The sequence below is a fragment of the Micromonospora sp. NPDC047557 genome, assembly GCF_043205095.1.
Lineage (GTDB): Bacteria > Actinomycetota > Actinomycetes > Mycobacteriales > Micromonosporaceae > Micromonospora.
In genome coordinates this window covers 122,642-134,860 of record NZ_JBIDDK010000007.1, presented here as the reverse complement: position 1 = coordinate 134,860, position 12,219 = coordinate 122,642, and the positions used below count along the sequence as shown (strand labels likewise).

The 12,219-nt window shown below is 71.2% G+C and carries 11 protein-coding genes; 7 read left to right on the top strand and 4 right to left on the bottom strand.

The features are described from left to right. Window positions 1-312: 312 nt before the first annotated feature. The 3 genes from ACGGAQ_RS18570 to mshA form a co-directional block, all read right to left on the bottom strand. Window positions 313-1,263, bottom strand: coding sequence for a hypothetical protein (locus ACGGAQ_RS18570; protein WP_393050735.1), 951 nt, complete (start codon window positions 1,261-1,263; stop codon window positions 313-315). Between the two features lie 467 nt (window positions 1,264-1,730). Continuing rightward, a complete protein-coding gene (locus ACGGAQ_RS18565; RefSeq protein ID WP_354854549.1) occupies window positions 1,731-2,240 on the bottom strand; it encodes a YbjN domain-containing protein in 510 nt (169 codons plus the stop codon). 133 nt (window positions 2,241-2,373) lie between these two features. After that, window positions 2,374-3,738 carry a D-inositol-3-phosphate glycosyltransferase gene (gene mshA, locus ACGGAQ_RS18560; RefSeq protein ID WP_393050731.1) on the bottom strand — a complete coding sequence of 455 codons (1,365 nt, stop codon included), beginning with the start codon at window positions 3,736-3,738 and terminating at the stop codon, window positions 2,374-2,376. A 207-nt stretch (window positions 3,739-3,945) separates the two neighbouring features. Here mshA and ACGGAQ_RS18555 point away from each other — a divergent pair, with 207 nt between their 5' ends. Both ACGGAQ_RS18555 and ACGGAQ_RS18550 read left to right on the top strand, forming a co-directional pair. Continuing rightward, entirely contained in the window at window positions 3,946-4,710 is a 765-nt protein-coding gene (locus ACGGAQ_RS18555) for an SDR family oxidoreductase (RefSeq protein ID WP_393050728.1), read from the top strand. Between the two features lie 16 nt (window positions 4,711-4,726). After that, window positions 4,727-5,515, top strand: a complete 789-nt coding sequence (locus ACGGAQ_RS18550) for a class I SAM-dependent methyltransferase (protein WP_393050725.1) — start codon at window positions 4,727-4,729, stop codon at window positions 5,513-5,515. Window positions 5,516-5,526: 11 nt separating this feature from the next. Here the strand turns inward: ACGGAQ_RS18550 and ACGGAQ_RS18545 are convergent, their stop codons facing one another. After that, entirely contained in the window at window positions 5,527-6,609 is a 1,083-nt protein-coding gene (locus ACGGAQ_RS18545; protein WP_393050722.1) for a UDP-N-acetylmuramate dehydrogenase, read from the bottom strand. Window positions 6,610-6,678: 69 nt separating this feature from the next. On the opposite strand from ACGGAQ_RS18545, the gene ACGGAQ_RS18540 reads away from it, so the two are divergent. The 5 genes from ACGGAQ_RS18540 to ACGGAQ_RS18520 all read left to right on the top strand — a co-directional run bounded on the left by ACGGAQ_RS18540 (window position 6,679) and on the right by ACGGAQ_RS18520 (window position 12,202). Continuing rightward, entirely contained in the window at window positions 6,679-7,437 is a 759-nt protein-coding gene (locus ACGGAQ_RS18540; RefSeq protein ID WP_393050720.1) for a maleylpyruvate isomerase family mycothiol-dependent enzyme, read from the top strand. 183 nt (window positions 7,438-7,620) lie between these two features. Beyond that, window positions 7,621-8,928 carry an ABC transporter substrate-binding protein gene (locus ACGGAQ_RS18535; RefSeq protein ID WP_393050718.1) on the top strand — a complete coding sequence of 436 codons (1,308 nt, stop codon included), beginning with the start codon at window positions 7,621-7,623 and terminating at the stop codon, window positions 8,926-8,928. A 69-nt stretch (window positions 8,929-8,997) separates the two neighbouring features. Beyond that, on the top strand, window positions 8,998-9,996 hold the full coding sequence (locus ACGGAQ_RS18530) for a carbohydrate ABC transporter permease (protein ID WP_393050715.1): 999 nt from the start codon (window positions 8,998-9,000) through the stop codon (window positions 9,994-9,996). Next, the gene (locus ACGGAQ_RS18525) at window positions 9,993-10,826 is read left to right on the top strand and encodes a carbohydrate ABC transporter permease (protein ID WP_393050712.1); all 834 of its coding nucleotides are present in this window, start codon (window positions 9,993-9,995) and stop codon (window positions 10,824-10,826) included. Before ACGGAQ_RS18530 ends, ACGGAQ_RS18525 begins: the two co-directional genes overlap by 4 nt. Continuing rightward, complete coding sequence (locus ACGGAQ_RS18520; RefSeq protein ID WP_393050709.1) at window positions 10,823-12,202, top strand: GH1 family beta-glucosidase; 1,380 nt, start codon at window positions 10,823-10,825, stop codon at window positions 12,200-12,202. The genes ACGGAQ_RS18525 and ACGGAQ_RS18520 overlap by 4 nt, the downstream gene beginning before the upstream one ends. Window positions 12,203-12,219 lie beyond the last annotated feature (17 nt).

Genomic DNA, 12,219 nt, shown 5'->3' with positions numbered 1-12,219 from the left:
GGGCCGGCGGCGGCGGGCAACACTCACCCCCGTAAGCATCGCCCGCTCGCGCCGCCGGTCCAAACAGGTGGGCACCGTCCCCCAACGGTTAATCCACCCGTCCCCTCGCACCTCGCCTGGTGCGCGGATCTGATCGATCCGCCGCTCCCCCGAACGTTTCCAAGCGTGGCGCGGTGCAATAAAGCTAGTTCGGCCGGATTCTGGATTCAACCCAGATGGGCTGTCTCGCCGGTCACAACTGACGAGTATCCCCAGCTCGGGCCTCGGTCTGTGGCAACAGCCGGGTACCCGTCGGGCATTCCCGTAAACACCTCAGCCGTCCTCACGATCGGGTGACTCGGTCCGGAAGAAGTTGCTCTGCCGGCCGTCACGCATCTGCTCCTGATAGATCAGGTTGAGCCGGCGCAGATCAAACGTGTGAAACCACTCATCCCAGGGGATCTCACGAATCCGGCTGCTTTCCCGGTATCCGGGGATGTTGAAGGTCAACACTCCGGCCCGACCGTCCCGCTCGGTGCCCGCGATGGTCGCCGGCTTCGCGCCACGCTCCCGCGCCCAACGCTGGATCACCTCGTGATTCGCGGTGATCAGGCTCCGTCCCGGCCGCTCCGGCCGGTCCGCCGTCGACGAGATCACCTGCGAGCTGCGAACCGACCGTCCGCTGCCCCGTCCGGTCCGGACCCCACCGGCCGTCGTGCCACCAGCCGCCGGCCGGCTCGCCGTGGCCCGCTTGGCCGGCGTCGCCCGCTTCGCCGTGGCTCGCTTGGCGGGAGCCGCCCGCTTCGCCGGCGCGGCCTTCGCCGTGGCCCGCTTGGCAGCCGGTCGCGACGGCGCCTTCTTCGCGGGCGCCTTCTTCGCGGGCGCCTTTCGCGCTGGCGCGGCACGCGCGGTCGTCGACGTCCGGCGAGCGGCGGTCGACCTGGCCGCTGTCGTCTTCTTCGCCGCGGCCGTCTTACGGGCCGCCGTCGACGTCCGTGCGGTGGTCGTCCGCTTCGCCGCGGTCGACCTGCTCGCGGCGGTGGTCCGCTTGGCGGCGGTGGTCCGCTTCGCCGCTGTCGTCTTCTTCGCCGCTGTCGTCTTCTTCGCGGCGGCCCGCTTCGCGGGAGCGCTCTTGTTCGCGGGCGTCGCCTTTGCGCGACTCGGTGCCGCCCTCGACGCCGACTTCTTCGTCGCGGCGGCCCGACCGGCCGACGCCCTGGTGCCGGCGGCCCGACCAGCCGGTCCGGTGCTGCGCCGTCCAGCCCCACCGGCCTCCGAACGCATCGAACGCACCAACTGTTTCACCAGGTCAGGCTTGCGCAACGCGGAGATCCCAGAGACCCCGCGTTTGCGCAACTGCCCGCGGATGTCGTCCACCCGCATTCGGGAGATCTCCGACTCGGAGATCCCGGGAGTAGCCGGGCTCTGGTTGCCGGCCTGCCGTTTGGTCCTGGTCGCAGTCCCGCCGCGACCTGAGCTGTTCCGCTGAGCCATGGGACGCTCCGCTCCTCGACACTCCGTCCTCGGCGCGCGGGGGTCCCTCTGCCGCACCGCGCGGTGCGGCATACCCAGCAAGGGCAGTCCGAACCCTCCGTGCGTCGCCGCCCGCTGTGACGGTAGGGATTGAGCCGGGCGCACCCCTACCCCACACGTCCTTTGCTCTGCTTACACCCAGGCAACGCTCGGAGCCCGTAAGTGTTGCGTCGGTTGAAGCAGAGCAAAGGAGGCGTCCCACCACCTCGGCCCAGTTGTCAGGCGGGGCCGGGGCCGGACGGCTCGAAGAGGTGGGCGAAGGCGGCCAGGTTCGCGGTCGACTCGCCGCGCTTGACCCGCCACTCGTACTCACGGCGGATCGAGCTGCCGAAACCGATCTCCAGCATGGTGTCGAAGGACTCGTCCGAGTAGGTCAGCACCGAACCGAGCAGCCGGTCCAGCTCGTCGGCGTCCACACCGGCCGGGTTGACCCGCCCGGTCAGGTACACGTCACCTACCGCGTCGGTCGAGAAGGACACCCCGTACATCCGGGCGTTGCGCTGCAGCAGCCAGGCCCACAGCTCCTCGCGCCGCTCGTCGGGCTGGCGCATGACGAACGCCTCGATCCGCAGCGCGTGCTCACCGACGATCAGGTTGCAGATCGTCTTGAGCTTGTGGGTGCCCGGCAGGGTGATCGCGTACGAGCCGGGACCCGTCGACTCCCAGGCCAGGTCACGTTCGGCACACACCGACTCGATCAGGGTCGCAAGATCGCTCTTCGGGCTCACCGGACCCACTCTACGACCGCCCCGGCCCACGCACCGGATGACGACCAGCCCGCGGCCTTCACCAGCACGATCGGCGTGCGGTCACCACCCGCACGATCCGCACCGGGTCAGCATCGGCCCGATCTGTCCCCGGTCACCAGGAGCAGGAGAGGGCGGGGCCTCCGGCCAGGTCGGCGGCGAGGCGGGCCCGGCGCGCGGCGATCGCCTCGCCGTAGACGTCGAGCAGGCCCGTGACGGTGCGGTCCCAGGAGAAGTGTCGGGCGTGCTGGGCGGCGCCGCGGGACAGCCTGGCCCGCAGGGCACGGTCCGGCAGCAGGCGGCCCAGGGCGCGGGCCCAGTCCACCGGGTCGTGCCCGTCGATGAGCACCCCACTGGCCTGGTCTCGCACGGCGGTGACCAGACCACCGACGGCGGCGGCCAGCACCGGCGTACCGCAGGCCTGCGCCTCCAGGGCGACGAGCCCGAAGGATTCGTTGTGCGACGGCACCGCGACCAGATCGGCGGCCTGGTACAGGGCCGGCAGGTCGTCGCCGGTACGCGGCGGCAGGAAACGGACCCGGTCGGCGACGCCGAGCGTCGCGGCCAGCTCGATCAGGGCGGTCGGCCGGTCCAGCCCACTGCCGCTGGGCCCGCCGCAGATCACCACGGTCACCTCGTCGGCCAGGGCCGGATCACGCTCACGCAGGGCGGCGATCGCGCGGATGAGCACGTCCGGCGCCTTGAGTGGTTGGATCCGACCGACGAAGGCCACCACGTACCCGTCGACCGGCAGCCCCAGCCGGCGGCGGGCGGCGCGGGCGGCCACGAACCGGTCGCCCGGCGCGGGCCGGAACCGGTCCAGGTCGACGCCCGGCTGCACGACGGAGACCTGGTCGGGGGCGGCGTCGTACCGCTCGACGAGGTCGCGGGCCTCCACCCGGGTGTTGGCGACCAGCTGGTCGGCCTCGGCGACGACCTGCTCCTCGCCGATCACCCGAGCCTTCGGTTCCGGCCGGTCGTCGGCGGCGAGTTGGGCGTTCTTGACCTTCGCCAGGGTGTGCGCGGTGTGCACCAGCGGCACTCCCCAGCGCTCCTTGGCCAGCCAGCCGACCTGGCCGGAGAGCCAGTAGTGGGAGTGGATCAGGTCGTAGTGCCCGGGTGGGCGGGACGCTTCGGCGCGCAGCACCCCGGCGGTGAAGGCGCAGAGCTGGCCGGGCAGCTCCTCCTTGGTCAGCCCTTCCAGCGGCCCGGAGGTGATGTGCCGGACCTGCACGCCGGGGGCCATCTCGACCACCGGGGGGAGGTCACCCGAGGTGGCCCGGGTGAAGATCTCCACCTCGACGTCGGCCTCGGCGAGCCGCCGGGCGACCTCCAGGATGTAGACGTTCATCCCGCCGGCGTCGCCGGTGCCCGGCTGGTGCAGCGGGGAGGTGTGCACCGACAGGGTGGCGATGCGGCGGGGCCGGGGCCACGGTCGGGCACCTCGCTGACGACCGACACCGGTGTGCAGTTCCGCCACGTCCGCTCCTTCAATCACGGTTAATGCCGTCTCGCACGACCGGCGCTTCTCGGTCAACCTGTACGCCGGATGTCATCTTCCCCATCGGGCTACGGAAATGCGTCGGCGCGGCCGGCCGGGGTGACGGACCTCATCGACCGTCGGCCCGCGCGGCGAAGCCCCGCGCCCGATCGCGGGGCTTCGGAGGACCGGGGCGACAATGACCGGATGACCTCTGTCGCCATCGTCACCGGAGCTTCCAGCGGGATCGGAGCGGCCACCGCCCGCCGGCTGGCCGCCGAGGGTTTCCACGTGCTCGCCGCCGCCCGCCGCGCCGAACGGCTCGCCGACCTGGTCGCCGAGATCACCGCCGCCGGCGGGCAGGCCACCGCGGTGACCTGCGACGTCACCTCGGACGAGTCGGTGGCCGGGTTGGCCGAGGCCGCCGCCCAGGCGCCCGGGCCGGTCACCCTCCTGGTGAACAACGCCGGCGGAGCGCGCGGCCTGGACCCGGTGGAGTCCGGCTCGGTCGCCGACTGGCAGTGGATGTACGACGTGAACGTGCTCGGCACCCTGCGGGTCACCCAGGCGCTGCTGCCGGCGCTGGAGGCGTCCGGTTCCGGCACCATCGTGGTGGTCTCCTCCACCGCCGGCCTGACCGTGTACGAGGGCGGCGGCGGCTACACCGCGGCGAAGCACGCGCAGACCGCCATCGCCGGCACGCTCCGCCTGGAGCTGTGCGGCCGGCCGCTGCGGGTCATCGAGATCGACCCCGGAATGGTGAAGACCGACGAGTTCGGGCTGGTCCGCTTCGAGGGCGACGCCGAACGGGCGGCCGCCGTCTACGCCGGGGTGCCGGGGCCGCTGGTCGCCGAGGACGTCGCCGACTGCATCGCCTGGTGCGCCACCCGCCCCGAGCACGTCAACATCGACCGGCTGGTGGTCCGGCCACGGGCGCAGGCGGCGCAGCACAAGGTGCACCGGGTCTCCTGAGCCGGGGACAGGACCGATGAGCGGGGCTCCACGACGCCGACCGCTCGGCGTGGTCACGCGGGGCACCACCAACCCGAACCGGCTGCGCCGGGTGGACAACTGGATCGTCGCGACCTGCGCCGACCGGCTGCGGGCGGCGGCCGATCCGCTGGTGGTGGACCTCGGGTACGGCGCCACCCCGGTGACGGCCGTGGAGTTGCGGGCCCGGCTGGCCGCGGGGGTTCGTCGGGACGTACGCCTGGTCGGGCTGGAGATCGACCCGGCGCGGGTGGCCGCCGCGACGCCGGCCGCCGACCCGCCCGGCCTGATCTTCGCCCGGGGTGGCTTCGAGTTGGCCGGGCTCCGGCCGGTGCTGGTCCGCGCGTTCAACGTCCTGCGCCAGTACGACGAGCGCGAGGTGCCCGACGCCTGGCGCACGATGACCGCCGCGCTCGCTCCGGGTGGGGCTCTCGTCGAGGGCACCTGCGACGAGCTGGGCCGGCTGGCGAGCTGGCTGCTGGTCGACGCGGACGGCCCGCAGACGCTGACCCTGGCCGCGAAGCTCACCACGCTGGGCAGTCCCGCCGAGTTGGCCGAGCGGCTGCCCAAGGCGCTGATCCACCGCAACGTCCCGGGTGAGCCGGTGCACGACCTGATCCGGGCCCTGGACGACGCCTGGCAGGCCGCAGCCCCCTACGCCACCTTCGGTCCACGGCAGCGCTGGCTGCGGGCCGTGGGCAGGCTGCGGGACGACGGCTGGCCCGTACGTGACGGCCCGCACCGCTGGCGGCACGGCGAGCTGACCCTCTCCTGGCACCTCCCCTGAGCGGGGTGGGGTCAGAGGGCGCAGTTGATCAGGACTGGTTCGGGGTGCAGGGTCACGCCGAGGCGGGCGTGCACGGTGTCACGGATGGTGCCGGCGAGGGTGAGCAGGTCGCTGGTGCTGGCCGTGCCGCTGCGGTTGGTGAGGGCGAGGGTGTGCTTGCTGGAGATGGCCACGCCGTCCGGGCCGGGGTGGCCCTTGGTGAAGCCGGCCTTGTCGATCAGCCAGGCCGCGCTCACCTTGACCAGGCCGTCCGCCCCCGGCCAGGACGGGGGCTCGCCCAGGTCGGCGGCACGCTCCCGGAGCAGCTCGTACGTCGCCCGGTCGAGCACCGGGTTGGTGAAGAAGGAGCCGACCGAGCGGGTGTCCGGATCGGCGGCGTCGAGCACCATGCCCTTGCCGGCGCGCAGCCGCAGCACCGTCGCCCGCGCGTCGGCCAGCGGCACCCGCTCGCCCACCTCGACCCCGAGCGCCCGGGCCAGCTCGGCGTAGCGCACCGGGCCGGACAGGGGCGAGCGGGTGAGCCGGAAGTCGACCGAGAGCACCACCCAGCGGTCCTGGTACTTGAAGATGCTGCCCCGGTACGCGAAGCCGCATTCTGCCGCGGGGATGATCCGACGGGTGCCGTCGAGCCGGTCGTACACCTCGACGCCGGTGATCGTCTCGGCGACCTCCTGGCCGTACGCGCCGACGTTCTGGATCGGGGTGGCGCCGGTCGAGCCGGGGATGCCGGAGAGGCACTCCAGGCCGGCCCAGCCGTTGCCGATCGTCGCGGCGACCAGGTCGTCCCACGGTTCGCCGGCCTCGACGCGTACGGTGACCGATTCGGCGTCCTCGGTGAGGACCCGCAGGCCACGGGAGCGCACCAGCACGACCGTGCCGGGGAAGCCGGCGTCGCCGATCACCACGTTGCTGCCGCCGGCCAGGATCAGGATCGGCTCGTCCGTGACCTGGACCGCCCGGATGATCTCGTCGGCGCTGGTCGCGGCCACGATCCGCCTGGCCGGCCCGCCCATCCGTAGCGTGGTGTAGCCGGCCAGGGGACCCGGGATGGCACGATCGGCTTCGGTTGTCGGCTGGGCGTAGGCGTCTGACACGTCTTTCACCTTAGGCTGATGGGCAGCCGTGGCACCTACTGGTGGCCCGGCACCCCCGGGAGGATGGCGATGAGCAGACTGCAGGGCAGCAAGGACTTCTGGATTGGGGCGCTGCGGGCCGAGGGCCCGGCGTTCGCCGCGGCGGTTGCCGAGGCGCCGCCGGAGACACCCGTGCTGTCCTGTCCGGGCTGGACAGTCAATGATCTCACCCTGCACCTCGCGGGCATCTACCACTGGGTTTATTCGTTCGCCGGATCGGGGCAGACGGAGGTGCCGGCCCGCCGGGACGCGTCCGTGGCACCCTCGGGCCTGAGCGCGCTCCAGCTCTGGCAGCAGGGGTACGACCAGCTGATGACCCTCTTCGACGGCCTCGACCCGGAAGCGCCGGCGTGGAACTGGGCACCGCAGCCGAAGAAGGCCGGCTTCTGGCCGCGCCGGATGGCGCACGAGACGGCGGTGCACCGCTGGGACGCCCAGCTCGCCATCGCCGCCGGTGAGCCGGTCGAGGCCAAGCTCGCCGCCGACGGGGTGAGCGAGGTGCTGGACACCTGGTTGCCGGCTGGCAGGCGGCAGGTCAAGGGCGACTGGCACGGGGTGGTGCAGCTCGCGGCGACGGACGCGGAACAGCAGTGGTATCTGCGGCTGCGCGGCGAGGGGGTGGCGCTGCTCGACACGGCGACCATCTTCGACCACGACGATCACCACGCCCGCGCGCAGGTCAGCGGCACCGCGAGCGATCTGCTGCTGGCACTCTGGGGGCGGGTGAGCTTCGAGACCCTCGACGTCACGGGTGACCGCACGCTGCTCGACGGCCTGCGTACCGGCTGATTCCAGGGCCAGACCCGCGACGAGGGCGTCACTCCGGCAGGGGTGGCGCCCTCGTCGCGTATCGATGGACAGATTCGTGAGAGCGCTCTCTTGACACTGCCCGGGGAACCCACCACCCTGACGTGAGAGCGCTCTCTTGGCCTTCTGCCACCACCTGACCACCTTGAGAGAGGTCCATATCCGATGGCTGTCTTTCCGCGCCGCCGCCTCGCCGCGGTGGCCCTCGCCGCCACGACCGCCCTGCTCGTCACCGCTGGCTGCGGCGGCGGTGACGACGCCGAGGCGGACGGGCCGATAACGCTGACCGTCGATGTCTTCGGCCAGTTCGGCTACGACCAGCTCTACCAGGAGTACATGGCCGCGCACCCCGACGTGAAGATCGTCGAACGGGGCACCGGCGGCAACCTCGACGAGTACTCGCCGAAGCTGACCCAGTGGCTCGCCGCCGGCCGTGGCGCCGGCGACGTCGTGGCCATCGAGGAGGGCCTGCTGGTCGAGTACAAGGCCAACCCCGGCAACTTCGTCAACCTGCTGGACCACGGCGCCGCCGACCTCAAGGGCAACTTCCTCGAATGGAAGTGGAACGCCGGCCTGACCGCCGACGGCAAGCAGCTCATCGGGCTCGGCACCGACGTCGGCGGCATCGCCATGTGCTACCGCAAGGACCTCTTCGAAAAGGCCGGCCTGCCCACCGAGCGGGACGAGGTGTCGAAGCTCTGGCCCACCTGGCAGGACTACATCGCGACCGGCGAGAAGTTCACCGCGGCCAAAACCGGGGCGTCCTTCCTCGACGCGGCCACCAACACCTTCAACACGATCCTGCTCCAGACCGCCGGCAACACCTCCGGCTACAGCTACTACGACACCAGCGAGAAGCTGGTCGTCGACAGCAACCCGGCCGTGCGGCAGGCCTGGGACACCACCATGGACATCATCGACTCGGGCCTCTCCGGCAAGTACGGCTCCTGGTCCGAGGAGTGGGTCTCCGCCTTCAAGCAGTCGAAGTTCGCCACCATCGCCTGCCCCGCCTGGATGACCGGTGTCATCGAGCAGAACTCCGGCCCGGCCGCCACGGGAAAGTGGGACATCGCCCGGGTGCCCGGCAACGGCGGCAACTGGGGCGGGTCGCACCTCGCCGTGCCGAAGCAGAGCAAGCACCAGGCCGAGGCGATCGAGCTGGCGAAGTTCCTGACCAGCGCCAAGGGCCAGATCGGCGCGTTCAAGGCCAAGGGTCCGCTGCCCTCCTCGCCGCAGGCCCTCGACGACCCGGCGATCACCGGCGCGACCAACGCGTACTTCTCCGGGGCGCCCGTCGGCTCGATCTTCGGCAGCGGCGCGAAGAGCCTCAAGCCGGTCTACATGGGCCCGAAGAACCAGGCCGTCCGCACCGAGGTGGAGAACGCCGTACGGACCGTGGAGCTGGGCCAGCGTAACCCTGCCCAGGGCTGGACGGACGCGGTGAACAACGCCAAGAAGGCCGCCGCCAAGTAGCCCGAGCGAGCGTGCGGGCGGGCCTCGGGAGCCGGGGTCCCGCCCGCGCGACGAAAGGAGTTCTCGGGCATGGCCGTCCAGCTCGACGCCCGTCCGCCTGTCACACCGGCAACCGGTAACCACCGCCAATCCTCGGGTCGGCTCAGCCGGTTCGACACCCGCTTCTCGCCGTACCTCTACATCGCCCCGTTCTTCCTGATCTTCGGCGTCTTCGGGGCCTACCCGCTGGCGTACACCTTCTGGGTGTCGCTGCACGACTGGGATCTGCTCGGCAGCGACCACCCGTTCGTCGGCGCGGAGAACTACACCCGGCTGCTGGCCGATGTCGACTTCTGGCACGCGCTGGTCAACACGCTGGGCATCTTCGTCATCTCCACGGTGCCGCAACTGCTCGCCGCGCTCTGGCTGGCCAACCTCCTGAACCGAGGGCTGCGGGCCCGCACCGGCTGGCGGATGGCGGTGCTCGTCCCCAACGTCACCTCCACCGCCGCCGTGGCGATCGTCTTCGGGGTGCTCTTCGGCCGCGAGTTCGGCATGATCAACTGGCTGCTCGACCTGGTCGGGATGGACGCGATCGAGTGGAAGTCCAACCGGGTCGCCTCCTGGGTGGCCATCTCCGCCATGGTCGACTGGCGGTGGACCGGCTACAACGCGCTGATCCTCCTGGCCGCGATGCAGGCCATCCCCCGCGACCTGTACGAGGCGGCGGCGATCGACGGCGCCAGCCGGGCCCGGCAGTTCTGGTCGGTCACCGTGCCACTGCTCAAACCGACGATCATCTTCTGCACCATCATCGCCACCATCGGCGGCCTGCAACTCTTCACCGAGCCCCGGATGTTCAACTCCGGCACCAACCCGATCCGCGGCGGACCGCTGCGCGAGTCGCAGACCCTGACCATGTACATGTTCGAGAACGCCTTCGCGCCGCACTACAACTTCGGGTACGGCTCAGCCGTGGCCTGGCTGCTGTTCGCGCTCATCGCGATCGTGGCAGCGGTCAACGTGCTGATCCTGCGCCGACTCGGCGGCGGAGCGCGTCCCAGCGCCCGGAAGGGACCCACCCGATGAGCCGGCTCTGGCGGGCCAGCCCGCTCACCTACCTGGCCCTGGTGTTCGCCGCCGTCCTGTCGATCTTCCCGATCTGGTGGATGTTCGTCGTCGCCAGCCGCAGCAACGACGCGATGGGCCAACTGCCACCCCCGGTCACCCCCGGCGGCAATCTAGGCGCCAACATCGCCCGGCTGTTCGACAACACCGACGCGTACTTCCTGACCGGCCTGATCAACTCGGCGATCGTCGCGACCACGGTGACCGTCTCCGTGGTGTTCTTCTCCAGCCTGGCCGGGTTCGCCTTCGCCAAACTGAGGTTCCGGGGCCGCAACGCCCTGCTGTTGGTGATCATCGCGACCATGATGGTGCCGACGCAGCTCGGCGTGATCCCGCTCTATCTGCTCATGACCAAGTTGCAGTGGAACGACAGGCTGCCCGCGGTGATCGTCCCGGTGCTGGTCACCGGCTTCGGCGTGTTCATGATGCGGCAGTACGCCGGCCAGGCCATCAGCGACGAGCTCATCGAGGCCGCCCGGATGGACGGCTGCGGCACCGCGCGGATCTGGTGGCACGTGGTGCTGCCGGCGCTGCGCCCGGCCGCCGCCGTGCTCGGCCTGCTCACGTTCATGACCACGTGGAACGACTTCCTGTGGCCGTACGCTGTGCTGAACGACCCGGCGAACCCGACCGTTCAGCTCTCCCTGCGAGCGCTGTCCGACGGGTATTACCAGGACATGTCGCAGGTGTTCACCGGGACGGCCATCGCGACGCTCCCCCTGCTGCTGGTCTTCGTGCTGTTCGGCCGCCAGATCATCGGCGGGATCATGGAAGGTGCGGTCAAGGCGTGAATGAACTCCGGTTTCCCGAGCACTTCCTCTGGGGTGCGGCCACCGCCGCGTACCAGATCGAGGGCGCGGCCCGCGACGACGGTCGGGGCCCGTCCATCTGGGACACCTTCTGCCGTACGCCAGGCAAGGTGTACCAGGGCCACACCGGCGACGTCGCCTGCGACCACTACCACCGGTACGCCGACGACGTGGCGCTGATGGCCGAGCTGGGCCTGCGGGCGTACCGGTTCTCGGTCGCCTGGCCCCGGATCCAGCCCGACGGCAGCGGCCCGGTCAACCCGCGCGGGCTGGACTTCTACGACCGGCTCACCGACACACTGCTCGACCGGGGCATCGACCCGATCGTCACCCTCTACCACTGGGACCTGCCGCAGAGCCTGGGCGACCGGGGCGGCTGGACCAACCGGGAGACCGCCGAGCACTTCGCCACGTACGCCAGCGCCGTGTACGCCCGCCTCGGCGACCGGATCGACACCTGGACCACCCTCAACGAGCCGTGGTGCTCGGCCTACCTCGGTTACGGCAACGGGGTGCACGCGCCGGGCGAGCAGGACGCCGCGGCGGCCTTCACCGCCGTACACCATCTGCTGCTCGGGCACGGCCTGGCGGCGCGGGCGCTGCGGGCGGCCGGCGCGCGCAGCGTCGGCATCACCCTCAACCCGGCAGATGTACGGCCGGCGGACCCGCAGAGCGCGGCCGACGCCGCCGCCGTCCGCCTGGTCGACGGCCTGCACAACCGGATCTTCCTCGACCCGCTGCTGGCCGGCGGCTATCCCGACGACGTACGCGAGCACGTGGCCCGCATCGTCGAGCCGACGTTCATCCGCGACGGCGACGAGAAGCTGATCGCCGCCCCGATCGACCTGCTCGGCATCAACTACTACGCGCCCACCTACGTCGCCGGCCGTCCCGACGGCGACGGCAACGGCGCCTACCCGGGCACCGAGGGCGCGGTGCACTTCCTGCCGCCGGCCGGGCCGCTCACCGACATGGGCTGGATGATCGAGCCGTCCGGGCTGACCCGGCTGCTGGAGCGGATCGCGGCCGACTACCCCGGTGTGCCGCTGCTGATCACCGAGAACGGCGCGGCGTTCCCCGACAAGGCGGGCAGCGACTTGCCCGCCGGGCCGGGACAGGTGATCGACAACGACCGGATCGCCTACCTCGACGGGCACCTGCGGGCGGCGCACGAGGCGATCTCCCGGGGCGTGGACCTGCGCGGTTATCTCGTATGGTCATTCCTGGACAACTTCGAGTGGGCGGAGGGTTACCGCAAGCGGTTCGGGATCGTGCACGTCGACTACCTGACCCAGCGGCGCACACCGAAGGGCAGCGCCCGGTGGTACCAGGAGGTGATCTCCCGGAACGGGCTGTGACGAGCGGGGGGAAGTCG

What these genes read in the sequence shown, in the direction of transcription:
- ACGGAQ_RS18570 (WP_393050735.1), bottom strand. Translation starts at nt 1,263, where the DNA reads ATGCGTTCGGAGGCCGGTGGGGCTGGACGGCGCAGCACCGGACCGGCT.
- ACGGAQ_RS18555 (WP_393050728.1), top strand. Translation starts at nt 3,946, where the DNA reads ATGACCTCTGTCGCCATCGTCACCGGAGCTTCCAGCGGGATCGGAGCG.
- ACGGAQ_RS18550 (WP_393050725.1), top strand. Translation starts at nt 4,727, where the DNA reads ATGAGCGGGGCTCCACGACGCCGACCGCTCGGCGTGGTCACGCGGGGC.
- ACGGAQ_RS18540 (WP_393050720.1), top strand. Translation starts at nt 6,679, where the DNA reads ATGAGCAGACTGCAGGGCAGCAAGGACTTCTGGATTGGGGCGCTGCGG.
- ACGGAQ_RS18535 (WP_393050718.1), top strand. Translation starts at nt 7,621, where the DNA reads ATGGCTGTCTTTCCGCGCCGCCGCCTCGCCGCGGTGGCCCTCGCCGCC.
- ACGGAQ_RS18530 (WP_393050715.1), top strand. Translation starts at nt 8,998, where the DNA reads ATGGCCGTCCAGCTCGACGCCCGTCCGCCTGTCACACCGGCAACCGGT.
- ACGGAQ_RS18525 (WP_393050712.1), top strand. Translation starts at nt 9,993, where the DNA reads ATGAGCCGGCTCTGGCGGGCCAGCCCGCTCACCTACCTGGCCCTGGTG.